The following is a 25,110-nucleotide window of genomic DNA, read 5'->3' as shown; positions in this document are numbered from 1 at the left end:
CTTCCGTCGCAGAGGAATCAGAGTTCGACGCCGAGCAGGGCGTTGACGGCGTCGCTGGCCAGCGCGTGGTCCATCGGCGAGCCGGCACCTGCGTGTTTCCGCGCATCGGCTGCCCAGCGGTCTACGGCCGCGAGGGCGCCGGGAGCGTTTAGGTCATCCGCCAGTTCGGTCCGCATCTCGGCAATGAGGGTGGCAGCGGACCCTTCCGGTGCCACGCTGAGGGCGTCGCGCCACTCGCCAAGCCTGGTCTTCGCTTCGGCGAAGCCCGCTTCCGTCCAGGACCAGTCCGTGCGGTAATGGTGGGCCAGGATTGCCAGGCGGATGGCGGCAGGTTCTTCACCGGCGGCCCGGAGCTTGGACACGAGCACCAGGTTCCCCTTGGACTTGCTCATCTTTTCGCCGTCGAGGCCCACCATTCCGGCGTGGGCAAAGTGCCGTGCCAGGGGGACACCGGCCAAGGAATAGGCATGGCCTGCGCCCATCTCGTGGTGCGGGAAGATGAGGTCTGATCCTCCGCCCTGGACGGTGAACGGTGCCGGCAGGTACTTCTGCGCAATGACCGTGCACTCAATGTGCCAGCCGGGCCTGCCCTCCCCCAGTTCCCCGCCGGGCCAGCGGGGTTCACCCTCGCGGGCCACGCGCCACAGCAGCGGATCCAGGGCCTGCCGCTTACCCTGGCGGCCGGGATCGCCCCCGCGTTCGGCAAAGAGCTCCAGCATCTCAGTCTCGGAGAGGCCGGACACCGATCCGAGGGTCCAGGCGTCACGGGCCTCCGCGGAGTGCTTGCTGGCGGCCTCGACGTCGTAATAAACGTCGCCGTCGGGCTCCCCGCCAGAGCCGGGGACGCGGTAGGCCAGGCCGAGGTGCAGGAGGCGTTCAATGGCGGGAACGATTTCCGGAATGGATTCAACCGCCCCGACGTAATGATCCGGTGCCAGGACGTTGAGGGCGGCCATGTCGGTCTGGAACAGCTCAATCTGGCTGGCGGCGAGCTCACGCCAGTCAACGCCCGTTGCCGTGGCCCGCTCGAGGAGCGGATCGTCGACGTCGGTCACGTTCTGGACGTAGGCGACGCGCTGGCCGCCGTCACGCCAAGCACGGTTCAGCAGGTCGAAGGCGACGTAGCTGGCCGCGTGCCCCATGTGGGTTGCATCGTAGGGGGTGATGCCGCAGACGTACAGTGATTGCTCACCCGTGGCTTCAAGGGTGCTGTAGGCGCCCTCGGCGGTGTCGAAAATCCGAACGGCGGGCATGCGGCCCGGGAGCTGAGGGACAGGGCGGGAGATCCAGGATTTCACAGGCCAAGCCTAGTGCTAGGCGCTGATGACATTGAAACCGAGCAGCAAGTACAGCGCCAGGCCAAGGAAAATCCGGTACCAGACGAAGAGCCGGTAGCTCCGGGTGGAGACGAACTTCAGGAACCAGCCGATGATGACGTAGCCAACAACGAGGGCGATCACGGTGGCCAAAGCCGTTTCCGGCAGGCCGTAGGGGCCCGTGATGCCGTCCTTGGACACCACTTTGTACAGCTGGTACAGCCCGCTGCCGAATACGGCCGGAATAGCGAGGAGGAACGAATACCGGGCTGCGGCCTCGCGGGTGTACCCCATCAGCAGTCCGGCGGTAATGGTTCCACCGGACCGTGACACACCGGGGATGAGTGCCAAGGCCTGCGCGAACCCGTAGAGGATGCCGTGCTTATACGTCAGCTTCGTCAGGTCGCGCTCCTGGCGGCCCACCGCGTCTGCCACGGCGAGGATCAGGCCGAAAACGATCAGCATGGTGGCCACGATCCAGAGGCTGCGGAGGACGGACTCGATCTGGTCCTGGAAGATCAGGCCCAGGACGATGATGGGGAGGCTGCCCAGGATCACCAGCCAGCCCATGCGGGCATCCGGGTCATCCGACGGCACGCGCCGCATTAAGGAACCGAACCAGGCCTTGACGATCCGGACGATATCCCGCCAGAAGTAGATGATCACCGCGGTCTCTGTTCCGAGCTGGGTGATGGCGGTAAAGGCCGCCCCGGGGTCCGCCGCTTCCGGCAGGAACGATCCGACGATGCGCAGGTGGGCGCTTGAGGAAATCGGGAGGAATTCGGTCAGCCCTTGGACAAGACCCAGCAGGGCCGCTTCAAACCAGTTCACGTTTATAGACCCTACGTCATGAAGCATGGTGAATCCCCGTAAGCTAACTGCTATGCAGCAGCGTTATGTCGGCAACAGTGGGTTGCGCGTGTCCTCACTCTCCCTTGGAACAATGTCGTGGGCGCGGGAGACGGATGAGCAGGACGCCTCCGAACTGCTGCGGTCGTTCGTTGACGCCGGCGGAACCCTGATCGACACCGCCTCCTCCTACGCCGACGGCCAGGCGGAAGCCCTCCTGGGGTCCATGCTGGGTGACGTCGTCTCCCGCTCGGAAGTGGTGATTTCCACCAAGGCGGGCATTTCGACGTCGGACGGCCGGCGCAGCGTCGACACCTCACGTAACGGCATGCTGTCCGGCCTGGAGGCCAGCCTGGCCCGGCTCGGCACCGACTATGTTGACGTCTGGTTTGCCCAGGCGTGGGATGCCAATGTCCCCTTGGAAGAGACGTTGTCAGCCCTCGAGTTCGCGGTGCGCACGGGCCGCGCCCGCTATGTGGGAGTTTCGAATTTCACCGGGTGGCAGACCGCCAAGGCCGCGGCCGTGGCCGGCTTCCCGCTGGTGGCGAGCCAGACGGAGTACTCGTTGCTGCAGCGGAAACCCGAAGCAGAACTCATCCCCGCCGTCGAGGACGCCGGCCTGGGATTGTTTGCATGGGCGCCCCTGGGCCGCGGCGTCCTGACAGGGAAATACCGCGGGCACATTCCGGCGGATTCCCGGGCGGCACAGACGAGGCTTGCCAGCTACGTGGAGCCCTACCTGGAGGAGCGTGCCTCGAGGATCGTTGAGGCGGTCTCGATGGCCGCGAGGGGCCTGGGCCGGTCGTCCATCGACGTTGCCCTGAGTTGGCTGCTGTCACAGCATGGCGTGGCCACAGCGGTGGTGGGTGCCAGGTCTCCCGTGCAGCTTAAGGAAATTCTGGACTCGCAACTGACTCACGTGCCTGCCGAAATCGCGCGGGCGCTGGAAGATGTTTCTGCGGTGGACTAAGGCTGCGGAGCAATCCGCCCGTCGGAGCCGGAATTTCGGTGCCTGACTTCCGGGCGCCTGGGCCGGCCTAGTCGTCGACGATCTCCAGGTCTTCGTCGTCCTCGGCTTCCACTTCATCGTCGTCGTCTTCCACGTCGTCGATCACCTCAAGCGGGGTAACCTCACCGTAGGCCTCGTAGAGGGAATCGTCGTAGACTTCGAAAGCATCAGCAACGGCAAAGAACGCCGCTTCGACCGTCGGGTCTCCCTCGCCCCGCCGTGCGGAGGCTGCGATCAGGTGTTCTTCCAGGGCTGTGGTCAAGGACTGAAGCGCGACACGCGGATCGATGCTCATGACTTCACGTTAGCCGGAAAAGGACGAAAATGGAGAGCAATGAAAGAACATTTTCTGAGCAGTTCAGTCCAGCGGGAGCGGGACTACGCGAGGCAGTACGAGTACCTCGTACTGACGGTCGGCCCTGAGGATTCCCTTCCGGAGGCGCGCCGCCGCCTTGTTGAACATTCTGAATACGGCAAGTGGGAGCTGGAACGCAGCAGGCTCTATGTGGGCGGAGGCAGGCGCTTCTGGTTGCGCCGCAAAGTCATCCAGGTGCAGCGCACGGTTTAGCGCGCTAAGGAGTGGCCAACGGGCCCAGCCAGGCGTTGGCCACCGTATTGTGCGCCGACTCGTCATCCGAAGGGTGGAACATTCCCGCGAGCACGTCACGGTACAACCGTTCCAGTTCCGAGCCCCGGAAGTAGCTGGATCCCCCTGATACCCGGATTGCCAGGTCGACTACCGTACGCGCCGTCTCCGTCGCCCGGACCTTGAGGCCCACCAGCCGCGGGAACCACTGGGTGCCGTGATCCACCAAGCCATCAACGTCACGCGAGAGCTCCGCAAGCTGGGGATACAGCGCGTCCATGGCCATGGCGGCTTCCGCCACCTTCCACCGGATGTCGGGGTCCTGGGCATAACTGCGCCCATCGTTCTTGAACGAGGTCCGGCGTTTGACGGCGTCCACGCCCAGGACCAGCGCCCGCTCGCCGAGGCCGGTGTAGACGGCGGCCAGCAGGGTCTCGAAGCAGGCGAAGATCGCGAAGATCAAGGGGTCCGCGTTCGGCCCCACCGGGAGTTTCCGGAAGATCCGGTCCGCGGGCACCACGGCGCTGTCCAGCACCGTGGTGTTGGACTGGCTCGCCCGCATACCCAGGGTGTCCCAGTCTTCCAGGATGTCGTAGCCGGCGGACTCCCTGCTGAGGAAGCCATGCACCAGCTCCCCTTCGCCGTCCCTGGCCGAACCGTCCTTGCCGAAGATGCCCAGCCTGGTCCACGCCGGCGACAGGCTGGTGAAGATCTTCCGCCCGGTGAAGCTGTAGCTGCCATCTGCCTTCGGCTTGGCAACCGTCCGTGAATCGAAGAGCACCGAGTCGTTGCCGGCTTCCGAATTCCCGAAGGCGAAGATCTCACCCTGTGCCGCCTCGCGGAGGACAAAGTCCAGGGAGGAATCGCCGCGGGCGGCGAGGACGTGCGCGACGCCGGTCCACACCAAATGCATGTTGATCGCCAACGCGGTGGCCGGGGCCGCCGTCGCCAGCCTTCTTTGCAGCTGGGCGGCCTCGGCGAGGCCAAGGCCCAGCCCGCCGTCGGACGCGGGGACAAAGATCTTGAGGTAGCCCGCAGCGGCGAGTTCCGCCAGGTCCTCGGTGAAGAATTCGTTCTCCCTGTCGTAGCGGGCGGCGCGGGCGCGGATGCGTTCCAGCAGGGGCTCGGTGAGGATCTGGTCCGGTGTCATGGCCTGGCTTTCGTGGGCGCTTCTTTTTCGGGTACCGGCGGACTCAGTAGGTGGTCAGCAGCCTGTCCAGAACGCGGGCGCCGAACTTGAGTGACTTAGCGGGCACGCGCTCATCCACGCCGTGGAACATGCCGGTGAAATCCAGCTCATCCGGGAGTTGCAACGGAGCGAAGCCGTATCCGGTGATGCCCAGCCGGCTCAGAGACTTGTTGTCCGTGCCGCCTGACAGCGTGTAGGGAAGGACCTTGGCGCCGGGGTCCTCGGCGTGCAGGGCATCGATCATGGAGTCCACCAGGTTCCCGGCAAACGGCACCTCAAGCGAGACGTCGTTGTGGACGTAGGAAACGTCGACTCCGGTACCCGCCAGCTCCTTGACGATCTCCAGTACCTGCTGTTCCTGGCCCGGAAGTGTCCGGCAATCCACCAGGGCCTCAGCCGACTCGGGGATGACGTTGTGCTTGTAGCCGCCTTTGAGGAGGGTGGGGTTGGTGGTGTTCTGAAGCGTGGCTCCCACGAACCGTGCAACGGTTCCGAGTTCCTTGAGGAGCTTCTCCGGATCGTCGGGATCGAATTCCACTCCCGTGAGTTCAGTCACGCCGTCCAGGAACTGCCGGGTGGTGGGCGTCAGCTCAACCGGCCACCTGTACTCACCGATGCGGGACACGGCGCTGGCGAGTCGCGTTACGGCGTTGTCGGTGTTGATCTGCGAGCCGTGGCCCGCGCGGCCGTGGGCCACCAGCCGCAGCCACGACAGCCCCTTTTCCGCGGTCTGCAGGAGGTAGGTCCGTTGTCCGCCAATGGTTGCGGAGAAGCCGCCGACTTCCGAGATCGCCTCGGTGGCGCCGTCGAACAGTTCCCTCCGGTTTTCGACGGCGTAGCGGGCGCCGTAGGTGCCGCCGGCCTCCTCGTCGGCGAAGAAAGCGAAGATCAGGTCCCGCTTGGGCTTGCGTCCGGTCCGGGCGAAGTTCCGCATGACCGCGAGGATCATGGCATCCATGTCCTTCATGTCCACGGCGCCGCGGCCCCAGATCAGGCCGTCCTTGAGTTCGGCTCCGAAGGGATCGACTGACCACTGATCCCGAAGGGCGGGCACGACGTCGAGGTGCCCGTGCACCACCAGGGCGCTGGCGGAGGGGTCCTCCCCCGCAATACGGGTTACGACGTTGGCCCGCCCCGGCGCCGATTCGAAGATCTCCGCATCCAGCCCCACGTCCGTGATGAGGCCGGCGGTGTATTCCGCAGCCGCGCGCTCCCCCGGTCCTGTTCCGTCGCCGTAGTTCGAAGTATCCATCCGGATCAGTTCCTGGCAGATCCTGACGACTTCATCCTCGGGGCGTACTTCAGTCATGTTTCACTCCTCGTGGGGGCGGCTTGAATGCTGGTTTCAGCCTACCCACAAGCCCCCTCCAACCCTCGATTATTTGTTTCCCGAAAAGTCGTGCTAGAGTCTTTCTCGCTGCTTCGGAGAAATCCAAAACGCTGAAAGGCGGAAACGATCTCCGAATTACCACCTGCGCGGGTGGCGGAATGGCAGACGCGCTAGCTTGAGGTGCTAGTCCTCGAAAGGGGGTGGGGGTTCAAGTCCCCCTCCGCGCACAAGGGAAAACCCCAGGAATCCACGGATTCCTGGGGTTTTTTTCTGTTTCCAACCACACGGGCCCAAGTCCACCTGAGCGGATGTCCATACCGCTTGGTCAGTCAGAACCCGACGCCGCGCACGAGGGTAATGAGTTGATCCTTCATCTGCTCGGCCGAGGGGCCAGCCGGGGAGATCAGGACCTGCGCGGTGAACGTCGCGAGGTTCTGGCCCCTGACCACCATGACGGACAGGATCGTAATCGGTACATCTCCGGCGGGACGGAGGGACTTGGGGCCGGCGGGTTCGGTTGTCACCATGAAGGCCGCCCTGTCCCCGACTCCGTCGAGCGGCTCGCCGCGAAAGCCGGGACCGTCCAGCGTCGACGCTGCGCCCTTCAGGACTTCAACCGAGAAGACAAGGGAGTCCGGGCCCGGTGTGCCCAGGTCGCCGAACGTGTAGCGGCAACTGACCTCGCCCGGGAGGATCTGCGGTTGGGTCTTCGCCCCGAATGCCCGCTTGACCTCATCGGTACTGATCAGTGCACAGACCGCGTTGTTCGTCGTGGCCGGCGGACCCACGCGCGGAGCGGCGGGGACGTTGAGCGCAGTGCCGTTGCCCCAGCCGGCGTCCACTGCTGCCTGCGACAGCGCCCGGGCCATGGCGTCCCCGTCGGGGATGCCGCCCCCGGCCATGGGTGGTCCGGTCACGTAGGGCATCTCGAGGGCCTCTTTGCCCCGCACTGCCGTCAGGACGACATTCGCGGACGCGCCGCCGGCTTCACCGCGGAAGTAGCCTGTCCACTGCAGGCAGGCGAAGTCACCGATGCCTGTGACAGGTGAGCAGTCCGACGTCGATTTCGCTTTCGAGATGTCGGCGGCCGATGCGGGAGACGTGAGCGCTACAGACAGGGCCGTCATGCCGGTATCGGACTTGCTCGAATAGGTGCACACGTACGCTTTGCTTCCCGGCGGCTTGGCCGGGATGATCTGGCCCACAGGCACTATCCCCGGTACAGCCTTCGCCGCGATCTCCGGGGTGAGGAGATCGCATGCGGGGTTGCCCGTGCCGGATGAGGGCGCGGTCGACGACGAGCCGCTTGGGCCAGCCGGAGGAGAGCACGCGGCGAGAAACAGGGCCGCCAGGCCCACGAGCGTGGCGCAGAGGCGAGCGGGCCGGGACTGGCAACGAGGCATGGATTCCTTCCGAGCCCGCCCACCACCGGGGCAACCACTCATGGCATAAGTGTGGTGCCACAGGGCGGCTGCGCCCCAGAGTCGAAAGTACCGGGCGGCACCTCCGCACGGGGTCACGCGCAGGCAGCCAGGATGCCTTGGATCGCGTCGCGTTCAGGCTGGGTGACCCACAGCTTGTATTTGGCCTTCACCGCCGTCATCCGGGCCGTGTATTCGCACCGAAAGGCCTTGTTCGGCGGCAGCCAGGTGGCCGCGTCCTTGTCGCCCTTCGCCGAATTTGCCGTGCCGTCGGCGGCCATGAGGTTTAGCGGATCGTTGGCAAGCTCCTTGCGCTGCTCTTCGCTGATCTGCTGGGCACCGGTCTGCCACGCCAGGGACAGCGGAATGATGTGGTCTATCTGGACGGCGGAGCTGGTATCCGCCCCGCGGACGAAGCGGATCGTCCTGCCGGTGTATTTATCAGCAAGCGTGCCGGTGGTAACAACGCAGTTGTGGGTGCCGGGTTTGAATGTTTCCCCGGTGAGGTCGCGGGCAAGGATGTCGTTGCGCGTGTCGCAGCCATTGTGGTCCGTATCGGCCCAGGCAGGGCCGAAGCGGTCGCGGCTGTAGCCGGTTTTCGGCGCGCGCCCCTTCACCGGGATGGCGGCAAGCCGGGTGATGGCGGCAGAAACTTCATCCGGGTTCCCTGCAGGCGGCGCGGCAGGATTCTGCTCGCCAGCCGACGGTGCTGCGCTGCGGAGGGCCTTCGCGACTGCAGTTCCGGCGGATTCCACGGCCCCGCAACCGGTAAGGCTTCCCATGAGAAGTAGAGCGGTCACAAGGATCAGTGCTTTGGTGCTGCGGCGTGGAATCGTTGTGTCCTTCATTGAAAGCGGAAGTTGCAGCTCAGGGTATCGCCGTTGCAGGGACCGCCACTGCAGGTCGAATGGTGGCGCCGGTCACAACCGGCTTGCTGTGCGCCGCGGCGGCTGGCCCGGGCGTCCCGGAACGGGCCTAGTGCGCTGCGTATCCCGAGCGGGCGCCGTACAAGTACGCAAGATCGTTGAGTGTTTGCATGGTCAGCTCGTGCGCCTGCACCATCAGCGCCCTCCGTTCCGGAGTCCCGGCTGCGTCGACCCGGCCCGACACCGCAGAATTCGGCTCATCGCCGCCCAGCGCCTTCAGGTACTCAAGCTGCAGGCGGCCGCGGACGCCGTCGGCCTTTGCCTGAACGTCAGTGATCGCCATGAGCGTGAAGGCGACGTGTCGCCGCTCCCCCCACAGCCCCGCCCTCAGGGCAAGCCTGAACAGCCCGTCCAGTTCCAGCTCCGCCGGAGCCTTTGCCTTGCCGACGTAGACCTCGGCTGCCAGGCCCGACTTTGAATCCGCCCACCGGTAACCTACGGGTACGATGCGCCCTTTCCGGGACCGGTACGTGGCCGCCACGGTCAGCAGCGCCTTCCCGTTCCCGTCCCGGTGGTCCAACGCAATGTCGCACAGCTTCTCCTGCCGGCAGGCAGAAATGAACCCCTGAACGTCCTTATCCCACAGCCGGTCCGTAACGCCGTTCTCCATATCATGTACCCCCTAAGTAACGGTACCGGCCAATGATGCACCGGATCAGGAGACTCGCTGCCGGGCCAGATCAAATGCAGCCCACCCGAAAGGCCAAGGCCTAGGCTGGCTATGTGAAGTTCTCCGCGGCCCCGCTCGAAGCAGCACTTTCGGCTCCTGCCGAATGGTGGCAGATCGTGGCCGCCCTGGGGCCGCTGGCGGTCCTGGCCGGCGCCGTCCTCGCCGCGTTCATCGGATGGCGCACACTTCGGCAAAAAGCCGTGGCTGACGCACAGGCGCTCAGGCAAAGGACGCGGGCTGATGACCGGGCAGAGTGGTGGAAGCGCACACAGTGGGCACTGGACAAGGCCTTGGAGGCAGACCAGGATGCAAAGGCCCTGGGCCTTGCTTCCCTGGCGGTCCTGGCGCGGAGCGATCTCGCCCGCGAAGAAGAACTTGAGCTGCTGGACATCGCGTGGCAATCGGTGACGGAGGCCAACGGCGGCGACGGCTCGTGGGACGAAGACGTCGAGGCCGTGGACTCCGGGGAACCGATCGGCGACAATGGAACCACGAGTAAGGACCGAGCGGAGGAGGGAAGGCCATGAGCACCAGCACACCGGAGCAGAAGAAATCCCGGACACCCCGTCACGTCTCCACTCCCCGCGGAAGGCAGCTGACGCCATCCGAGCACAGAGTCCAGGTTGCCGCAGCAAAGCTCCGTGTGGCGCTCGACGAACGTCTGGGTCGCCCGACGCCGGCAGAGACCAAGGCGCTCTCCCAAGAAGACCTCTAGGCAAGAAGACTTCTGGGCCGGAGCTCCCCGGGATGCTGAACCCCGGGGTTCAGAGCCTGGGAAAGGCCCCGCATCTGCGGGGCCTTTCCTTATCCTTGTCCGGGTTCCCTAGACCTTTTCGGGGGTGCGGTCCACCATCGGTTCCGAGCCCGTGAACTTCCGCTCACGGCGCGGGAAAGCCCAGAACTTGAACTCCTTGGCCTCCACGCGCGGTTCGGGTTGCTTTTCTGGTTCCCGCGGCTCTTCTTTCCGAACGTCCCTCCGGAACTCCTTGTTATACGGATAGCACATCACTGGCCTCCTTATGGTGAATGCCCTTTAATCCTCCTCCCAATGTGCGCGCAGGTCGACCATTTTTCGGGTCGGAAGGCGAGGGGTGTCGTTCGGCCCAAGACATCGGATGGGGTTGCACCATAGATTGAACAACTACAGGTGCGCATGAGGGCAGGCAGAGCGCTCACGCAGCCATGACACGAGGAACGGACAGGCACCGGTTTCGGCACGGATGAGAGGCAATGTACATGCGGAAGACAACGGGTGTGGCAGCACGGCTGGCCGAAGCACTGGCCATCGTCCTCGGCACTGAAGGGATCCCGCTAAGGCTGCGGGCCTGGGACGGCTCGGAGGCGGGACCGGCCGACGCCCCCGTACTCGAGTTCCGCTCCCGGCGGGCCCTGCGGCGTATGCTGTGGTCGCCCGGGCAGCTCGGCCTCAGCCGGGCGTATGTGGCAGGGGACATCGACGCGCCGGGCGACATCTTCGCCAGCTTCGCCGCGCTGAGCTCGGCAGGAAAGTTCGCCGAGCCCGGGCCGTTCCCCCCTTTGACCGCGAAAGAAATGTGGACACTGCTCAGGACCGCAATCCGGGTCGGCGCGCTCGGCCCGAACCCGGCCCCGCCTCCGGAGGAATCCAAGGTCCATCGACAAGGCCGGCGCCACTCGAAGAGCCGGGATGCGGCGGCGATCTCGCACCACTATGACGTGGGCAATGATTTCTATGCCCTGGTTCTTGGCCCTTCGATGGTCTACTCGTGCGCTGTCTGGAACGACCAAACAGACGGGCACGGTGACCGGGCCAACAGCCTCGAAGCCGCCCAGGAGGCCAAAATCGACCTTGTCTGCCGCAAGCTGGGACTGCAGCCCGGCATGCGCGTACTGGACGTCGGCTGCGGCTGGGGCAGTTTCGCACTCCACGCTGCCGAACGCTTCGGCGTCGACGTTGTCGGTGTAACGCTTTCCAACGAGCAGGCCGGGCTGGCCCGCAAGCGCGTGGCAGACGCCGGCCTGACGGACCGTGTCGACATCCGGGTTCAGGACTACCGCGACGTGGTTGACGGGCCGTTCGATGCGATCAGCTCGATCGGCATGTCCGAGCACGTGGGCCGCGAGCAGATTTCCCGTTATGTATCCCAGCTCCACGGCCTCCTGCGTCCCGGCGGCCGGCTGCTGAACCACGCCATCTCGTGGAACGCCGGCCCCACGAGCCCGGACCCTGACTCCTTCATACCCCGCTACGTCTTCCCCGACGGCGAAATGCTCAGCCTCGCCGACATGATCGGTGCCCTGGAGTCCGGTGGGCTGGAAGTGCTCGACGTTGAGGCGCTTCGGCGCCACTACGCCCTGACCCTCCGCGCCTGGGTGCGCAACCTGGAAGCGAACTGGGACGAAGCCGTTAGCGCCAGCGGCCCCGGGCGGGCACGCGTGTGGAGGCTCTATATGGCAGCCAGTGCGCTGGGCTTCGAGGATGGCCTGACCGGCGTCAATCAGGTGCTGGTACAACGCCCCGGCGGGGCCCAACCTCCGCTGCGGCGGCACGCATGGCTTTGATGCTGCCGAAGCGTGGCCGCTGAAGACGGCCCGCCGGGGGTTTCGGATCAATGACTGAGCACATCGGCATCATTGGGGGCGGCATCGTCGGAATCGCGATTGCACGGGCCCTCCGCAGCCGCGGCCTGGCAGACGTCACCGTCCTGGAGAAGGAGCAGCGGGTTGCCACGCACCAGACGGGGCACAACTCCGGGGTGGTGCACGCGGGCCTTTATTACACCCCGGGATCACTGAAAGCCATGCTGTGCCAACGCGGCCGGGTGCTGACCCGGGACTACTGCCGGGAGAGGAACCTGCCGTACCGGGAACTGGGCAAACTCGTGGTTGCCGTTACGGAGGATGAACTTCCGGCCCTTACCAACATTGAAAAGAGGTCGGTCGCAAACGGAGTACCTGGGCTGCGCCGCCTCGGTGCCGACGCCATGCGCGACGTCGAACCGCACGTCGCAGGAGTGGCAGCGCTTCACTCACCGCACACCGCCGCCGTCGACTTTGCCGCCATCACGGAATCCATGGCCGAGGATATCCGGACCGCCGGCGGGCTGATCATGCTGGGCCATGAAGCCGTAGCCATCACCACAGAGCGCGGCAAAGTCCGTGTCACCACCAGCCATTCCGAATTCGTGTTCGATCGACTGATCGCCTGCGCAGGGCTGCAGTCCGACGTCGTTGCCGGACTCGCGGGCGCTTCCCCGGCGCCCAAAATCCTCCCCTTCCGCGGAGAGTACTGGGGCCTGTCGGCCGCGAAGCAACACTTTGTCAGGGGCATGATTTACCCGGTGCCGGACCCCCGCTTCCCTTTCCTGGGCGTGCACTTCACCCGCGGCGTCTACGACACGATCCACGTGGGGCCGAACGCCGTGCCGGCCTTGGCCCGGGAGGGCTACGGCTGGAACAACGTGTCCTTCAGGGACACTGCTGTGTCGATCATGTGGCCCGGCGCCCCGGCCCTCGCCAGGAAACACTGGCGGATGGGCGCCAAGGAGGTTGCCGCCTCCCTGCTCAAGCCGCTGTATTTCCAGCAGGCACGACGGTTCATCCCGGAGCTCCGCATGGACGACCTCACGGCAAAGACCGCCGCCGGTGTCCGCGCCCAGGCGTGGTCACTGGACGGCAGCCTCCTCGACGACTTCGCGATCGAGGAGCTGGGACCGGTGACACTCCTGCGGAACGCCCCCTCCCCTGCGGCGACCTCCGCGATGGCGATCGCGGACTATGTGCTGGAGCACCATGTCCTCCCCCGCCGGGGAACCACCGGTCCCGTACCCCGAATGCCCTGACAGAATGGGCGCATGACAGCCATCTTCCTGGTGTGGAACCCTGACCGCTGGAACGACTGGAACTACGCGTCCGTCGTCGGGCAGGTCAGCGACGCCGGGCAGGCCCACGGCGAGTGGCCTGTTGGCCGCCGCACCGGCATTGCTGCCGGCGCGGACGCGTGGCTGCTGTTGAAGGGAAGGCATGGGCCGGGCCTGCTCGGGCACGGCGTGGTGGTCCGCGCGCAGCCCGGCGCCGCGCCGCCTGCCGCAACTGCCACGACTTCTTCTGCGCTGATCACGTTCGACTCCCTGCTGCCCCTTGGCGACCAGATCGGGCCGGAGGTCCTGAGCGCCGCCTTTCCGGAACTGACATGGAACATGGTCCGCAACGGCCAGGCCATTGAACCGTCCGTGCACGCCCGTATCCGTGAGCTGTGGCGCCTGGAAGGACCGGCTCCGGCTCCAGGATCGACGCTGCCTGTACCCGGGACCTACCCCGCCTGGGCCGTCAGCAAGGTTGAGGTAAACCGGTACGAACGGGATCCGGCGGCGCGGCGTGCCTGCATCGCCCACTACGGAACACTCTGTGCAGCCTGTGGCTTTTCCTTCGAAATCGCCTATGGCGACGCCGGCAGGGACTTCATCGACGTTCACCACACGGCGCCCGTATCGCTGCTCGACAGCAGCTACCGGCTGGACCCGGTGACGGATCTCGTGCCGCTGTGCGCGAACTGCCACGCCATGGCGCACCTCGGCGTGACTACTCCGCGGACGCTCTCGGAACTGCGACAGATGCTGGCTGGCGCAGGCTTTATGCAGGGGCGGACCGTGCGCCCGGAGGAACTTGCGTCGCAAGCGGAGGCCCTCCGGATCCTTGGCCCGGCGGAAGCTGGCCCCGGGCACGGCGCCTAACCCGATGACTTCAGCGCGTCCCGTACCACTCCGACCAAGGAATTGAACCGGCTGTTCTCCGGCAGGTCGTCAATCAGCACCGGACCCCCGGGCCCCGCGAGCGGAACGCGCCAATTGGGGTGCTCCGCGTCCGTTCCGGGTTGGTTCTGTGTGCGCGTTTCCCCGACGGCGTCCACCAGGGCAACACCCAGCAGGGCAGACGGCGTGAGGGCGGTGAAGGCGTACAGTGCCTCGACCGTGCGCTGGACGTCCGCTGACGCACCCGGAAGCAACCCCCGTTCGCGGACCAGGGCCAGCACGGCCTCCTGCTCGGCCAAAGCCTCCGCCCTTTCTTCTTCAACCGGGCGCAGGAGCAGGCCCAGCGATTCGCGGAGCGTGACATGTTCCCCCGCGAGATAACCCGCGGTCGGGGGCAGGTCGTGGGTGTTCACGCTGGTCAGGCAGTGTTGGCGGTATTCTTCGGGCGGAAGCGGGCCCGCTTCATTGTGTTCGAACCACAGGATGGACGTGCCGAGGATCCCCCGCTCCGCGAGGTAGTCCCTCACCCAGGGTTCGAACACGCCAAGGTCCTCGCCCACTACGGTAGCCCCTGCCAGTTGGGCCTCGAGGGCCAGGATGCCGATGAGTGCTTCGTGGTCGTAGTACACATACGTGCCCTGGTCGGGCCCGGCGCCTTCCGGGATCCACCACAGGCGGAATAGGCCCAGGATGTGGTCGACGCGGATGCCGCCTGCATGACGGAGTACGGTCCGCAGCATGTCGCGGTACGGCTTGTAGCCCGATGCTGCAAGCCGTCCGGGGTGCCAGGGCGGCTGGGTCCAGTTCTGGCCCTGCTGGTTGAAGACGTCAGGCGGCGCGCCGACAGTGACACCTTGGGCGAGGACGCCGCGAAGCGTCCACGCATCGGCTCCGTCCGTTTTAACGCCCACGGCTAGATCATGGACGATGCCGATGGCCATTCCGCATGCTTTTGCCGTCCGCTGCGCGGTGGCTAGCTGTTCGTCGCAGATCCACTGCATCCAGCGGTAGAACTCCAGCCGGTCTGCATGCTCCTCCCGGACGGTGTCGCAGTACGCCGTGTCCGGCGACGATGCCTCGCCGGCCCACTCGGGCGCCGTCGGGGAAAGCCGCTCTGCGAGCGTGCACCACAGGGCGAAGTCATCCAGGCCCTTGCCTTCCGCTGCGCAGAAATTTCTGAACATGCGGACCCGGGCGGGGCTGCGCCGGACCTTGAAGATGAGTTCAAGCGCTTCAAGTTTGGCGTGGTAGCTGGCGTTCCTGTCCAGGAGGCCGTCGGCCGTATTGGCGGCGTGAAGCACCACCGCATTTCCATCGATGACCGCCCTGGACGCACGGTCCAGGTATGCGTACTCCGCAACGTCCTCAATGCGGATGTACAGCGGATTGAAGAAACGACGGGTGGTGGGCAGATAAGGCGAGTCTTCGATGGGCGGCCGGGGCTCGCCGGCGTGCAGGGGATTTACCAGGACAAAACCCGCTCCGTCATTTCCTGCAATTGCGGCAAGGTCCACAAGGTCGGAGAAATCTCCGATGCCCCAGGAACGGGAAGACCGGACCGAATAGAGCTGGGCTGTGAGGCCCCAGTATCGTTCGGACGCCGGGCGGCGGGTGGTCCCCAGCCGCTCGGGCGTAATGATGAGCGCGCATTCCGCCACCTCCCCGGCAGCATCGGCGTGCAGGGTATGCCAGCCAAGCGGCAAATCGTCGCGGACGGCGAAAGCGGCCCGCCCTTTGAGGACTCCGTCCACCTCCCGCGGTTCTTCCCAGTCCTCGCGCTGCTCGGCATCCACTCGGTGGCCGTCCTCGGTGACCGCCCAGACACTTACCGGTGTTCCGTGCGGTACATGGACGGAAACGTGGATCTCGCGTCCCTGCCTGGAAAAGACCGACGGGGGCAGCAGCCTCCTCCACGGTGCCAGTTCCGCGTCGCGCAAAGCGCTGTGGAGCTCCTCCGGCGTCCCGGTCCGGTCCCCCAGTGCTGCCAGTACGCCGTGCAGCGTGCTGCCAGCGACCGGATGTTCCATACCATCCCAGCCGCGGAAAGATGTGCTCACGCCGCGGACTGCCGCCAGCTTGCGGAGCAGTTCGTCGGTTGTTCCTGTGTGGTCCTGTCCCGTTCCATCCGCCATGGCCTTACTCTATTGGCTCGCCGGCCTACAGCACGGGCAGCACCCGCACCTATTTTCTTCCGAACCCCCGCCCGGCGGTGTTAGCCATGCACGCTTCCTGGCGGATGTGCGTGCCCTTCACCAACAAGTTCGTGCAGCCCGGACACGGCTTGGGCCAGGGAAAGGCCGGGCGACGCCGCCACGAACGGCATGAGAAGACGGTTCTCCTTGTCCAAGTGCAGGGCAAAGATGCGTTGAATGGCGCCGGCGGCTACGGCGCCGGCCACGCCCCGGGCTCCACGCAGCTCCTCCACCAGGGAGACGATCACCTGGTGCTCCGCCAGCATGCCCTCAACAAGCAGCCTTCCCTCGGCGGAATTCCGCGGCCCGCTGTACAGCGGGCCTTCTTCGGCGAGCGCATGGGGCACCAGCTCGTTCTCGCACCACTCCAGCAGCACATCGTGCGCATCATGCTCGGCCGGGGCGTCATGCTTTTCCACGGAGCCCGTCAAGGCGTCAGTGAGCGCCGTGAGGCGTCTGAGCATGCTCGCGTGGTGCCTTTCGACGGCCTCCAGGGCTTCAGCCTCCGCAGCGGGGTCTTTCTTCGACGCATTGTTCATGATGCCTCCCGGGCTCGTGCGCGCCTGCCGTCCGGCGGGCGGCCCCACGCCGGGCATGTACTCACGCACTTTCACTCTACGGCGGCATGAACGCGCGGCAAGGGGTCTTAGGGCCTCACCACTCTTTAGGCGAGGCCTCCGTGGCGGGCTAGCCTTGGACACTATGGTGGACGTTGAGAGGTTCAGGATCCTGCTCGAATCGGAGCGTGCCCGGAAAACGTTGTTGCTGCCGGCCCTCAGGGAGGACATCACTTCTGCGAACGCCGCGCGCCACAACTCGAACGTCGACGACGAACATGATCCCGAAGGTGCCACCATCGCCTTTGAGCTCTCCCAGGCTGCCGCGCTGATGCGGCAAAGCACTGCCACGCTGGCGCAGGTCGAGGCGGCTCTGGCCCGGATCGCGGAAGGCACGTACGGCTACTGTGAAACCTGCGGCGTACCTATTGCCGAAGGCAGGCTCGAAGCCCGCCCGTGGACGCCCTACTGCATCGATCACGCTGGCGGCAAGGCGGGGCCGAAGCCTTGACGGATGTTGCCGGTTCCCTGTGGGAGAGGATCATGTCGGGATTCTCGCAGGCGCCGTCCCCTGAGGTGACGGCAACGGAACTGCTGATAGTCATGGTGGTGGCCACGGTGGTGTCCCTCCCCCGCGCTTCCTGGCGGTACTTCGGGCTTCTGGCCACCGTCACCCACGAGCTGGGGCATGCGTTTGCTGCCCTGATGACCGGACAGCGTCTTGGCGGCATCCGGCTGAGCCTGGACCATTCGGGGACCACCACCACGTACAGCAGGGGCCGCTTCCCGGCAGTTTGGTCCACGTTCTGGGGCTACCCCGTGCCGGGCGTTGTGGGAGCCGCCATGGTGTGGTCCGGTTTCAACGGCTGGGGACCGGCCGCGATGTCCGTCGGCACGCTGATCCTGCTGGGCTCGTTCCTCTTCATCCGCAATGCGATGGGGCTGGTCATCACCTTTGCGGCAGTCCTGGGCTGCTCACTCCTGGTTCTCTTTGTCCCGCCTCAGTTCACCGGGCATGTGGTCATCGCACTGGGCCTCGCGCTGCTGGTTGCTGCCGTCCGTGATCTGGCCAAGCTTTCCAATGTCCACCTGCGGCGCCGGGACAGGCTGACCACATCCGACGCCCATCTCCTCTACCGGGCAACGTCGGTTCCCGCCGTCGTCTGGATCCTGCTCTTCGGGGCAGTCGTCGCCGGTTCCTGGTGGGTGGCCTGGCAGCCAATGGCACACGTGTTGGCCGCTGGCGTCAGCCCATAGGGTGTAAGCATGACTTCAGCTTCCCGCCCCGCCGCCGACCATTCCTCCGACCCCGGGTTCAGCACCCGGGGCTCCTACGTCACCGGAGGTGAGGAATTCACCCGGGACACCAACTACATCGAGGATCGGATAACCCGTCACGGCACGTTAGGAACAAAAGGGGAACCCGGGTGGCCGGTTGAGCCAGGGCGTTACCGCCTCATTGCGGCACGCGCCTGCCCGTGGGCCAACAGGACGGTCATCGTCCGCAGGCTGCTGGGGCTTGAGGATGCCATTTCCCTTGGGCAGCCCGGTCCCACGCATGACGCACGGTCCTGGACCTTCGACCTGGACCCGGGCGGTGTGGATCCGGTCCTCGGCATCGAACGGATCCAGGACGCCTATTTCCGGAGGTTCCCCGGCTATCCCCGCGGAATCACCGTCCCGGCCATCGTGGACGTACCCTCTGGCGCAGTTGTCACCAACAATTTCCCGCAGATAACACTGGACTTCTCCACTGAGTGGACGGCATTCCACCGCCCTGGCGCCCCGGTGCTCTATCCTGCGCACCTCCGGGCGGAGATCGACGAAGTAAACAAAAGGGTGTTTACCGAAGTGAACAACGGTGTCTACCGCTGCGGCTTTGCCGGTTCACAGGACGCCTACGACGCCGCGTACACCCGTCTCTGGACCGCACTGGACTGGCTGGAGGAGCGCCTCACCGGCCAGCGGTACCTCGTGGGAGACACGATCACGGAAGCCGATGTGCGTCTGTTCACCACGTTGGTCCGTTTCGACGCCGTTTACCACGGCCACTTCAAGTGCAACCGGCAAAAATTGAGCGAGATGCCGGCGCTGTGGGCCTATGCCCGGGATCTGTTCCAGACGCCCGGCTTCGGCGACACCATCGATTTCGTGCAGATCAAGCAGCACTATTACATCGTCCACGAGGACATTAACCCCACCGGAATCGTTCCGCAGGGGCCGGACCTCTCCGGATGGCTGACCGCGCACGGCCGGGAGTCACTGGGGGGCCGGCCCTTCGGAGACGGCACGGCACCCGGCCCCGTCCGCAGCGGCGAGGAAGTTACCGCGGGACACGGCGCAGGCTGACCGCCACCTTCATCCGCACGCCGCTAGGGTTGTCCCATGCCACTTTCGTCCGGTTTTGCCGTGCCCGAATTCCAAGCGGTCAGGGACCTGTTTGAGTCGTTCCTCGGGAACGACCCGCAGTTCAGCGCCCAGGTCTCCGTCTACCGTGCGGGCACGAAAGTCGTGGACCTGACGGGCGGCCACCGCTTGGCGAAGGATTCGATCACGGGCGCCTACTCCTGTTCCAAAGGCGTGGCTGCTTTCGTCATCGCCCTCTTGGTCCAGGACGGATTGCTGGACCTTGACCGCACCGTAGCGCACTACTGGACGGACTTCGCTGCCCACGGCAAAGAGGCGATCACCGTCCGCCAGGCGCTGTCCCACCGGGCCGGGTTGCTTGGAGTGGAAGGCGGCCTGGCGCTGAGTGAATTCACGACGGCGGAAGCCGCCCGGAAGCTCGCCGGGACGGCACCGCTGTGGCGGCCGGGGACCACGTTCGGATACCACGCTTTGACCATAGGCATCATCATGGAGGAGCTCTGCCGCCGCGTCGCCGGCAGCAGCCTCCAGGACATGTACGCCTCCCGTATCCGGCAGCCGTTCGGCATCGACTTCTTCCTGGGGCTGCCCGAGGACCAGGAGCCCCGCTACCGGGACGTGCTGTACGACGTCGATCCCGGCCAGCCGTGGCTGGACCCGCTGGGCGTTGAGGGCCTCAACGGCAATGCTGCAGTCAGCACAGTCATGGAACTCCCCAACCATAGGGTCATCCGCAAGCACGGCATGAGCAGCGCCGGCGGAGTGGGATCCGCAGAAGGCCTGGCCCGGCTCTACGCTGCCGCCACCACCGGCCTCGACGGCGGTCCGGCTTTTCTGGCACCCGCAACCATCAGCACCATGTCAGAGGAACAGGTGTGGGGGCTGGACCGCGCGTCCGGGCTCGACAACGCCTTTGCGGTGGTCTTCATGAAGCCCCACCCCAGCCGCAACTTCGGCAGCCACCTGGCGTTCGGCCACGAAGGCGCCAATGCGGCGCTGGGCTTTGCCGACCCCGCCTACGATCTAGCGTTCGGCTACATCCCCGGGACGCAGGAGGAGGGCCGAACGCCGGGCCGTGCACACCGGCTGGCCCATGCGGCCCGGCAGGCGGCGGCCGCCGCCGGGCAGCCAGGGCTGCCGCCTCTTACCGGCGAGTAGGTTTGTCCATTTGTAGCATCTGTGCTGCACCTTTAGGGTGAAGCCAAATGGCAAATACAAGACAGCAGGACGAGACCACGCCGTCGCGGGTCGGCAAAATACGGCAGTCCGTCACGGATAGTGTGGCCGTTGCCTTGGCGGGCCCCCGGCTGCAGCTGGCCGCCAAGGCGGGGCTGGCCGCCGGCCTGGCATTCCTCATTGCGCCCCTGATGCCCGGCGCCGCGGCCCAGTATCCCTATTACGCCCCGCTCGGTGCCCTCGTAGCAATGTACGAGAACGTATCGGGTTCCATGAAGCAGGGCGTGCAGACGCTCGTGGGACTCGGGATGGGCATTGGCCTGGCCTTCCTGCTGGTCAGCGTCACCGATCCCTCACCCGTTACGGTGGCCATCGTTATGGGCTTGGGCGTGCTGCTCGCCGGGTTACCGCGGCTTGGCGCTGGGCGCGACTGGATTCCGACGGCGGCCCTCCTGGTCCTCCTGGTAGGCGGAAACAACCCGGACGATTTCTCCTTCGGCTACCTCCTGCAGATGGGTGTAGGAGTCGCGGTAGGTATCGCCGTCAACATGCTGGTTTTCCCGCCCCTGCATTTCAAAGCCGCGGCCCTCAGCCTCGCCGAACTGCGGTGGGCATTGGCCAAGCAGCTCTCCGACATGGGTGAAGCGATGAGGGAAACGTGGCCGCCCGAGCACGAGGATTGGGCGGTGCGATCGGACGAGCTCGCGCAATCGGCCCGTGCTGTCCGGGCCGCTGTCCAGAAGGCCGACGCCAGCAGGCAGGTCAATCCGCGGCGCCGGCTCCACCCGCACGATCTGGACCGGGACTTTAAGGACCTCAGGGGACTTGAGCGCGTGACCTTCCACATTCAGGACACGACTGAAGTGCTGGCGGATGTCATCTGGGACAAGGACGTTCCCTTCGTCATTCCGCTTCCCTACAGCGAGCCACTCGCAGACGCACTTACCGCGGTGAGCGAGGTCCTGAGGTCCATGGAAGACGAACACCCGGACCGGCAAAACGAACTGCTTGAGGAAGCCACTGCCGCCGTGGACGCCCTCGCTGACCGGATGGCATCCGACGATGTGAATCCGGATGCCCCCAGCGCAGCCGAAGCCATCGTACTGAACCTGCACCGCATTCTCAGGGTGGTCACGGCCGGGCAGTCCTGACCCTAAAGCGCCGATACGCTCCCGCTGAAGTGCCTCCGGCCGGACCGGGGATTCCACGCCGTGTAGTCGGAGTGCCGCCAAGCACCGGACGGGGAATGGACTGAACTGATGTCCAGCGCCACACGCGCCGGCAGGAACACCGGTCCCTCAAAGGCAACATCCCACCGGAAGGAATCCCCCTTCACGGCGCCGACGTCGGCCAGCGCCCGCGAGGCAAGGTACATGCCGTGCGCTATGGAACGTCGCATGCCCAGAGCCCTGGCTGAGAGCACACTGAGGTGGATGGGGTTGAAATCGCCGGACACCGCCGCATAAGCCCGTCCGGTGTCGACTCCCAGCTGCCACAGTGCCGTGGGGTCAGGCGCCGAAAACGTCGTGGGCGCGGGAGGCGCCGAGGGCTTGTCGATCCCGGGGAGGAAGACTCCTTTGGCCAGGTACGTGGAGGTTCCCTTCCAGAGGACTTCGGATTCCCCGGTTCGCCGGACCTGCGCGACGATGTCAACCTGCGTGCCGGCACGGTGCCCCCGCAGGTTCTCGGCCCAGGATGTAATGTCCAGCGCCTCCGTGAACAGGATGGTTGCGTGCTGTTCCACCGTGTTTTTCAGGTGCACCATTCCCAGCAGCGGCAGCGGAAAATCGTCACGGTTCATCACACTCATTGCCACCGGGAAGGCCAGGGCGTGAATGAAGCCGGCAGGCAGGACGTCACTCGCCGTCTCGCCCACCAGGTGCTGGAACGCGGTGAGGTTGCCCACCTCTGCCAGCGCTCCCCTGACCTCATGTCCGCAGGGAGGAAGTGAAATCCCGGCGTCAGTACCAAGCACCCGCCGCCTGGCGGCGGTGGCCGCGGCATTGACGTAGAGCTTGGACAGCGAGGGCATGTCTCCGAGGATTACAGGCTGGGCACCGGTCATGCGCCCACCAGGTTCTGGCCGCACACCCGCAGCACCTCGCCCGTGATGCCGCCTGCGGCATCACTGGCAAGGAACGCGATGGCCTCGGCAACATCACCGGGTTGTCCTCCCTGCTGCAAGGAGTTCAAGCGCCGGGCTACCTCCCGGGTCGCAAACGGAATCCGGGCAGTCATCTCGGTTTCGATGAAGCCCGGCGCCACGGCGTTGATGGATCCATGGCGCTCCGCAAGAAGGGGTGCCGTAGCGCGCACCATTCCAATGACGCCGCCCTTGGACGCCGCGTAGTTCGTTTGGCCGCGGTTGCCCGCAATGCCGCTGGTGGAGGCGACCGAGACAATCCGCGGTGAGTCGCGGAAATCCCTGGACGCCAGCAGCGCGTCATTGATGCGCAACTGGGCCGCGATGTTCACCGCAAGAACCGAATTCCAGCGGCCCTGGTCCATGTTCGCCAGGAGCTTGTCCCGGGTGATGCCCGCGTTATGGATCACGATGTCCAGGCGGCCGTGCCTGCCCACCGCGTGCTCGATGATCCGGTGTCCCGCATCCTCCCGGCTGATGTCCAGCTGCAGCGCCGTCCCGCGGACCGAGTTTGCTACGGCAGCGAGGTGGTCGCCGGCTGCGGGGATGTCGACGACGACCACGGTGGCACCGTCCCTGTGCAGCGTTCGGGCAATCGCCGCGCCGATGCCCCGTGCTGCCCCGGTCACGACTGCCACTTTTCCGGCTAGCGGTTTTTCGGGCTCGGCGGGGAGCTGCCCTTCCCCCGATGTGACAGTGAGGAACTGGCCGTCCACGAAGGCCGACCGGCCGGACAGGAAGAAGCGCAAGGCACCAAGGGCGCTGGGGCTCGTGGTATTTACTCCGTCTGCCAGCATGATGCCGTTTGCCGTGGCGCCGGCCCGCAGCTCTTTGGCAAGGGACCGCAGCAGTCCGTCGATTCCTTGGCGCGCTGCTGCGGACGCGGGCCCGGGTGCGCTCGCCGGTGTCCGGGAGACCGTCACGACGCGGGCGTTCGGCGCCAGGTCCCGGAGGGACGCTGCCGCCGAGAGGACCGGCCGTTCAAGGTCTTCCGGGTGGTCCAGCTCATCCAGCACCAGGACGATCGCGCCCAACTTCTCCCGGGGCACCGCATGCCTGCGGACATCAAGGTCCCAGGCCAGGAGGGCGGCCGCCAGTTCGTCGGCGCCGTCGCTGGAGCCCTGGACCAGGATCGGACCGGGGACAAGGGCCTGTCCAGGCTGGTAGCGCCTGAGGACCACCGGCTGCGGCAGGCCGAGCTTTTTGGCAACATCCTTGCCGATGCCCCGGGATACGAATTGTGTGTACTTGTCCGTCACGCCGGCCTCCCTAGAATGCTTCAAGAATGGCGACGACGCCTTGGCCGCCGGCAGCGCAAATGGAAATTAGGCCACGGGCCGGACGGCCGTCCACCTGGCCCCTTTCGTGGAGCATCTTGGCCAGTGAGGCCACGATGCGCCCCCCGGTGGCGGCAAAGGGATGCCCTGCTGCCAGCGATGAACCGTTCACGTTCAGCTTCGACCGGTCGACGCTGCCGAGGGCACCGTCCAGGCCGAGGCGTGTCCGTCCGAATTCTTCGTCTTCCCATGCAGCCAGGGTGCTGAGGACGGTACCGGCGAAGGCTTCATGGATTTCGAAGAAGTCGATATCATCCAGCGTCAGTCCGTTGCGGGCCAGCAGGCGCGGAACCGCGAAAGCCGGCGCCATCAGCAGCCCGTCCTTGCCGTGGACGAAGTCGACTGCGGCCGCTTCGCCGTCGATGACCGTTGCGAGCTTCGGGAGTTCGTGGGCGTCCGCCCACTCTTCCGATGCCAGCAGCACGGTGGACGCGCCATCAGTGAGCGGAGTGGAGTTTCCTGCGGTCATGGTTGCCTCCGCACCCAGGTTCCTGCCGAAAACGGGTTTGAGCGTGGCAAGTTTTTCAAGGGTTGTGTCGGCACGCAGGTTCGAGTCCCGGTTCAGCCCGCGGTAGGGCGTCAGCAGATCGTCGAAGAAGCCGGCATCATAGGCGGCTGCGAGGTTGCGGTGGCTGGTGTAGGCAAGTTGGTCCTGGGCCTCACGCGTGATCTTCCATTGCGCGGTGGTGAGGGCCTGGTGTTCACCCATGGAAAGGCCGGTCCGCGGCTCCCCTGTATTGGGTGCGTCCGGTGCCAGGTCCTTGGGACGAAGGCGGCCCAGGACCTTGAGCCGCTGGGGCAGGGTCTTGGCGCGGTTGAGGTCCAGCAGGACCTCTCGCAGGCCCTCGCTTACAGCGATGGGCGCATCGGATGCGGAGTCGACGCCCCCGGCAATGCCCGAATCGATCTGTCCAAGCTTGATTTTGTTGGCGAGGCCGAGGACCGTCTCAAGTCCCGTGGCACACGCCTGCTGGAGATCATAGGCGGGGGTTTCCGCGGAGAGGGCGGAACCCAGCACCGCCTCGCGGGTGAGGTTGAAGTCGCGGGAGTGCTTCAGCACAGCCCCTGCGGCCACCTCGCCGATTCGTTCATCCGCGAGGCCGAAGCGGGCAATCAGGCCGTCCAGGGCCGCAGTCAGCATGTCCTGGTTCGATGACTTCGTATACGCGCCGCCTGTCCGGGCAAACGGAATCCGGTTTCCTCCTACCACCACAGCCTTGCGCAGCAGGACCCCGCCAGGCGTTGCGGCGGCGGCGGTTGATGATTCCTCGGGTCCTGTGGCGGACTGTCCGGTAATGGACATGTGCTGTCT

Annotated in this window: 26 protein-coding genes and 1 tRNA gene; 13 read left to right on the top strand and 14 right to left on the bottom strand. The window is 65.7% G+C overall.

Translation table 11 applies throughout. The annotated features are described in order from the left end of the window. Positions 1-17: 17 nt before the first annotated feature. Positions 18-1,298: a cysteine--1-D-myo-inosityl 2-amino-2-deoxy-alpha-D-glucopyranoside ligase gene (gene mshC, locus AC1MDG_RS10835; protein WP_479803891.1), complete on the bottom strand. Its 1,281-nt coding sequence runs from the start codon at positions 1,296-1,298 to the stop codon at positions 18-20. 15 nt (positions 1,299-1,313) lie between these two features. Beyond that, entirely contained in the window at positions 1,314-2,147 is an 834-nt protein-coding gene (locus AC1MDG_RS10830; protein WP_479803890.1) for an undecaprenyl-diphosphate phosphatase, read from the bottom strand. Positions 2,148-2,199: 52 nt separating this feature from the next. Here AC1MDG_RS10830 and AC1MDG_RS10825 point away from each other — a divergent pair, with 52 nt between their 5' ends. Beyond that, positions 2,200-3,135 (top strand): aldo/keto reductase, encoded by a 936-nt coding sequence (locus tag AC1MDG_RS10825; RefSeq protein ID WP_479803888.1) that lies wholly within the window; start codon positions 2,200-2,202, stop codon positions 3,133-3,135. A gap of 67 nt (positions 3,136-3,202) precedes the next feature. On the opposite strand, the gene AC1MDG_RS10820 is transcribed toward AC1MDG_RS10825, so the two are convergent. Continuing rightward, positions 3,203-3,469 carry a hypothetical protein gene (locus tag AC1MDG_RS10820; RefSeq protein WP_043481612.1) on the bottom strand — a complete coding sequence of 89 codons (267 nt, stop codon included), beginning with the start codon at positions 3,467-3,469 and terminating at the stop codon, positions 3,203-3,205. 39 nt (positions 3,470-3,508) lie between these two features. On the opposite strand from AC1MDG_RS10820, the gene AC1MDG_RS10815 reads away from it, so the two are divergent. Further along, a complete protein-coding gene (locus AC1MDG_RS10815; RefSeq protein ID WP_011692010.1) occupies positions 3,509-3,742 on the top strand; it encodes a DUF5703 family protein in 234 nt (77 codons plus the stop codon). A gap of 4 nt (positions 3,743-3,746) precedes the next feature. Here the strand turns inward: AC1MDG_RS10815 and AC1MDG_RS10810 are convergent, their stop codons facing one another. Beyond that, positions 3,747-4,910 carry an acyl-CoA dehydrogenase family protein gene (locus tag AC1MDG_RS10810; RefSeq protein WP_479803886.1) on the bottom strand — a complete coding sequence of 388 codons (1,164 nt, stop codon included), beginning with the start codon at positions 4,908-4,910 and terminating at the stop codon, positions 3,747-3,749. A 43-nt stretch (positions 4,911-4,953) separates the two neighbouring features. Continuing rightward, positions 4,954-6,258: a M20/M25/M40 family metallo-hydrolase gene (locus tag AC1MDG_RS10805; protein ID WP_479803884.1), complete on the bottom strand. Its 1,305-nt coding sequence runs from the start codon at positions 6,256-6,258 to the stop codon at positions 4,954-4,956. A gap of 165 nt (positions 6,259-6,423) precedes the next feature. Here AC1MDG_RS10805 and AC1MDG_RS10800 point away from each other — a divergent pair. After that, positions 6,424-6,506: transfer RNA gene (locus AC1MDG_RS10800), tRNA-Leu, on the top strand. A 102-nt stretch (positions 6,507-6,608) separates the two neighbouring features. Here AC1MDG_RS10800 and AC1MDG_RS10795 read toward each other — a convergent pair. The 3 genes from AC1MDG_RS10795 to AC1MDG_RS10785 form a co-directional block, all read right to left on the bottom strand. Then, entirely contained in the window at positions 6,609-7,484 is an 876-nt protein-coding gene (locus tag AC1MDG_RS10795; RefSeq protein WP_479803882.1) for a hypothetical protein, read from the bottom strand. 311 nt (positions 7,485-7,795) lie between these two features. Then, positions 7,796-8,548: an HNH endonuclease family protein gene (locus tag AC1MDG_RS10790; RefSeq protein WP_479803880.1), complete on the bottom strand. Its 753-nt coding sequence runs from the start codon at positions 8,546-8,548 to the stop codon at positions 7,796-7,798. Positions 8,549-8,675: 127 nt separating this feature from the next. Next, positions 8,676-9,236: a hypothetical protein gene (locus AC1MDG_RS10785; RefSeq protein ID WP_479803878.1), complete on the bottom strand. Its 561-nt coding sequence runs from the start codon at positions 9,234-9,236 to the stop codon at positions 8,676-8,678. Positions 9,237-9,349: 113 nt separating this feature from the next. Between AC1MDG_RS10785 and AC1MDG_RS10780 the strand changes: the two genes are divergently transcribed. Further along, complete coding sequence (locus tag AC1MDG_RS10780; protein ID WP_479803876.1) at positions 9,350-9,823, top strand: hypothetical protein; 474 nt, start codon at positions 9,350-9,352, stop codon at positions 9,821-9,823. After that, on the top strand, positions 9,820-10,011 hold the full coding sequence (locus AC1MDG_RS10775; RefSeq protein WP_082049681.1) for a hypothetical protein: 192 nt from the start codon (positions 9,820-9,822) through the stop codon (positions 10,009-10,011). Before AC1MDG_RS10780 ends, AC1MDG_RS10775 begins: the two co-directional genes overlap by 4 nt. A gap of 108 nt (positions 10,012-10,119) precedes the next feature. Here AC1MDG_RS10775 and AC1MDG_RS10770 read toward each other — a convergent pair whose 3' ends face one another. Further along, positions 10,120-10,302 (bottom strand): hypothetical protein, encoded by a 183-nt coding sequence (locus tag AC1MDG_RS10770; RefSeq protein WP_479803874.1) that lies wholly within the window; start codon positions 10,300-10,302, stop codon positions 10,120-10,122. Positions 10,303-10,532: 230 nt separating this feature from the next. On the opposite strand from AC1MDG_RS10770, the gene AC1MDG_RS10765 reads away from it, so the two are divergent. From AC1MDG_RS10765 to AC1MDG_RS10755, 3 genes are read left to right on the top strand one after another with little or no spacing between them, the layout of a single operon-like run. Then, positions 10,533-11,837: a class I SAM-dependent methyltransferase gene (locus tag AC1MDG_RS10765; RefSeq protein WP_479803872.1), complete on the top strand. Its 1,305-nt coding sequence runs from the start codon at positions 10,533-10,535 to the stop codon at positions 11,835-11,837. A gap of 50 nt (positions 11,838-11,887) precedes the next feature. Next, on the top strand, positions 11,888-13,117 hold the full coding sequence (gene lhgO / locus AC1MDG_RS10760) for an L-2-hydroxyglutarate oxidase (RefSeq protein WP_479803870.1): 1,230 nt from the start codon (positions 11,888-11,890) through the stop codon (positions 13,115-13,117). A gap of 12 nt (positions 13,118-13,129) precedes the next feature. Beyond that, the gene (locus AC1MDG_RS10755) at positions 13,130-14,008 is read left to right on the top strand and encodes an HNH endonuclease (RefSeq protein WP_479803868.1); all 879 of its coding nucleotides are present in this window, start codon (positions 13,130-13,132) and stop codon (positions 14,006-14,008) included. Here AC1MDG_RS10755 and malQ read toward each other — a convergent pair. Continuing rightward, positions 14,005-16,158: a 4-alpha-glucanotransferase gene (malQ, locus tag AC1MDG_RS10750; protein ID WP_479803866.1), complete on the bottom strand. Its 2,154-nt coding sequence runs from the start codon at positions 16,156-16,158 to the stop codon at positions 14,005-14,007. The two genes, AC1MDG_RS10755 and malQ, sit on opposite strands and share 4 nt — an antisense overlap. Positions 16,159-16,238: 80 nt before the next feature. Beyond that, on the bottom strand, positions 16,239-16,757 hold the full coding sequence (locus tag AC1MDG_RS10745) for a hemerythrin domain-containing protein (protein WP_479803864.1): 519 nt from the start codon (positions 16,755-16,757) through the stop codon (positions 16,239-16,241). A 163-nt stretch (positions 16,758-16,920) separates the two neighbouring features. Here AC1MDG_RS10745 and AC1MDG_RS10740 point away from each other — a divergent pair, with 163 nt between their 5' ends. Genes AC1MDG_RS10740 through AC1MDG_RS10720 form a run of 5 tightly spaced genes read left to right on the top strand, consistent with a single transcriptional unit; the run spans position 16,921 to position 21,469 of the window. Then, entirely contained in the window at positions 16,921-17,286 is a 366-nt protein-coding gene (locus AC1MDG_RS10740; RefSeq protein ID WP_479803862.1) for a TraR/DksA family transcriptional regulator, read from the top strand. A 32-nt stretch (positions 17,287-17,318) separates the two neighbouring features. Next, complete coding sequence (locus tag AC1MDG_RS10735) at positions 17,319-18,032, top strand: M50 family metallopeptidase (protein ID WP_479803860.1); 714 nt, start codon at positions 17,319-17,321, stop codon at positions 18,030-18,032. A 9-nt stretch (positions 18,033-18,041) separates the two neighbouring features. Further along, positions 18,042-19,124, top strand: coding sequence for a glutathione S-transferase family protein (locus AC1MDG_RS10730; RefSeq protein WP_479803858.1), 1,083 nt, complete (start codon positions 18,042-18,044; stop codon positions 19,122-19,124). A 36-nt stretch (positions 19,125-19,160) separates the two neighbouring features. Beyond that, positions 19,161-20,300 carry a serine hydrolase domain-containing protein gene (locus AC1MDG_RS10725; protein ID WP_479803856.1) on the top strand — a complete coding sequence of 380 codons (1,140 nt, stop codon included), beginning with the start codon at positions 19,161-19,163 and terminating at the stop codon, positions 20,298-20,300. Between the two features lie 47 nt (positions 20,301-20,347). Next, positions 20,348-21,469 carry an FUSC family protein gene (locus AC1MDG_RS10720; protein WP_479803854.1) on the top strand — a complete coding sequence of 374 codons (1,122 nt, stop codon included), beginning with the start codon at positions 20,348-20,350 and terminating at the stop codon, positions 21,467-21,469. Between the two features lie 2 nt (positions 21,470-21,471). Here the strand turns inward: AC1MDG_RS10720 and AC1MDG_RS10715 are convergent, their stop codons facing one another. The 3 genes from AC1MDG_RS10715 to AC1MDG_RS10705 are packed head-to-tail and all read right to left on the bottom strand — an operon-like array spanning position 21,472 to position 25,101. Next, positions 21,472-22,383, bottom strand: coding sequence for a MaoC family dehydratase (locus AC1MDG_RS10715; RefSeq protein WP_479803852.1), 912 nt, complete (start codon positions 22,381-22,383; stop codon positions 21,472-21,474). Then, complete coding sequence (locus AC1MDG_RS10710) at positions 22,380-23,720, bottom strand: 3-oxoacyl-ACP reductase (protein WP_479803850.1); 1,341 nt, start codon at positions 23,718-23,720, stop codon at positions 22,380-22,382. Before AC1MDG_RS10710 ends, AC1MDG_RS10715 begins: the two co-directional genes overlap by 4 nt. A 10-nt stretch (positions 23,721-23,730) precedes the next feature. Further along, positions 23,731-25,101: an acetyl-CoA C-acetyltransferase gene (locus tag AC1MDG_RS10705; protein WP_479803848.1), complete on the bottom strand. Its 1,371-nt coding sequence runs from the start codon at positions 25,099-25,101 to the stop codon at positions 23,731-23,733. Positions 25,102-25,110: the final 9 nt, after the last annotated feature.

The sequence above is a fragment of the Arthrobacter sp. AIWTK1 genome (assembly GCF_056680535.1).
This window is presented reverse-complemented; position numbering and strand designations above follow the sequence as displayed.

Coding starts and splice junctions, on each gene's coding strand:
- AC1MDG_RS10825 (WP_479803888.1), top strand. CDS start 2,200: ATGCAGCAGCGTTATGTCGGCAACAGTGGGTTGCGCGTGTCCTCACTC.
- AC1MDG_RS10820 (WP_043481612.1), bottom strand. CDS start 3,469: ATGAGCATCGATCCGCGTGTCGCGCTTCAGTCCTTGACCACAGCCCTG.
- AC1MDG_RS10815 (WP_011692010.1), top strand. CDS start 3,509: ATGAAAGAACATTTTCTGAGCAGTTCAGTCCAGCGGGAGCGGGACTAC.
- AC1MDG_RS10810 (WP_479803886.1), bottom strand. CDS start 4,910: ATGACACCGGACCAGATCCTCACCGAGCCCCTGCTGGAACGCATCCGC.
- AC1MDG_RS10805 (WP_479803884.1), bottom strand. CDS start 6,258: ATGACTGAAGTACGCCCCGAGGATGAAGTCGTCAGGATCTGCCAGGAA.
- AC1MDG_RS10790 (WP_479803880.1), bottom strand. CDS start 8,548: ATGAAGGACACAACGATTCCACGCCGCAGCACCAAAGCACTGATCCTT.
- AC1MDG_RS10785 (WP_479803878.1), bottom strand. CDS start 9,236: ATGGAGAACGGCGTTACGGACCGGCTGTGGGATAAGGACGTTCAGGGG.
- AC1MDG_RS10775 (WP_082049681.1), top strand. CDS start 9,820: ATGAGCACCAGCACACCGGAGCAGAAGAAATCCCGGACACCCCGTCAC.
- AC1MDG_RS10770 (WP_479803874.1), bottom strand. CDS start 10,302: ATGTGCTATCCGTATAACAAGGAGTTCCGGAGGGACGTTCGGAAAGAA.
- AC1MDG_RS10765 (WP_479803872.1), top strand. CDS start 10,533: ATGCGGAAGACAACGGGTGTGGCAGCACGGCTGGCCGAAGCACTGGCC.
- lhgO (WP_479803870.1), top strand. CDS start 11,888: ATGACTGAGCACATCGGCATCATTGGGGGCGGCATCGTCGGAATCGCG.
- AC1MDG_RS10755 (WP_479803868.1), top strand. CDS start 13,130: ATGACAGCCATCTTCCTGGTGTGGAACCCTGACCGCTGGAACGACTGG.
- malQ (WP_479803866.1), bottom strand. CDS start 16,158: ATGGCGGATGGAACGGGACAGGACCACACAGGAACAACCGACGAACTG.
- AC1MDG_RS10745 (WP_479803864.1), bottom strand. CDS start 16,757: ATGAACAATGCGTCGAAGAAAGACCCCGCTGCGGAGGCTGAAGCCCTG.
- AC1MDG_RS10740 (WP_479803862.1), top strand. CDS start 16,921: ATGGTGGACGTTGAGAGGTTCAGGATCCTGCTCGAATCGGAGCGTGCC.
- AC1MDG_RS10735 (WP_479803860.1), top strand. CDS start 17,319: ATGTCGGGATTCTCGCAGGCGCCGTCCCCTGAGGTGACGGCAACGGAA.
- AC1MDG_RS10730 (WP_479803858.1), top strand. CDS start 18,042: ATGACTTCAGCTTCCCGCCCCGCCGCCGACCATTCCTCCGACCCCGGG.
- AC1MDG_RS10725 (WP_479803856.1), top strand. CDS start 19,161: ATGCCACTTTCGTCCGGTTTTGCCGTGCCCGAATTCCAAGCGGTCAGG.
- AC1MDG_RS10720 (WP_479803854.1), top strand. CDS start 20,348: ATGGCAAATACAAGACAGCAGGACGAGACCACGCCGTCGCGGGTCGGC.
- AC1MDG_RS10715 (WP_479803852.1), bottom strand. CDS start 22,383: ATGACCGGTGCCCAGCCTGTAATCCTCGGAGACATGCCCTCGCTGTCC.
- AC1MDG_RS10705 (WP_479803848.1), bottom strand. CDS start 25,101: ATGTCCATTACCGGACAGTCCGCCACAGGACCCGAGGAATCATCAACC.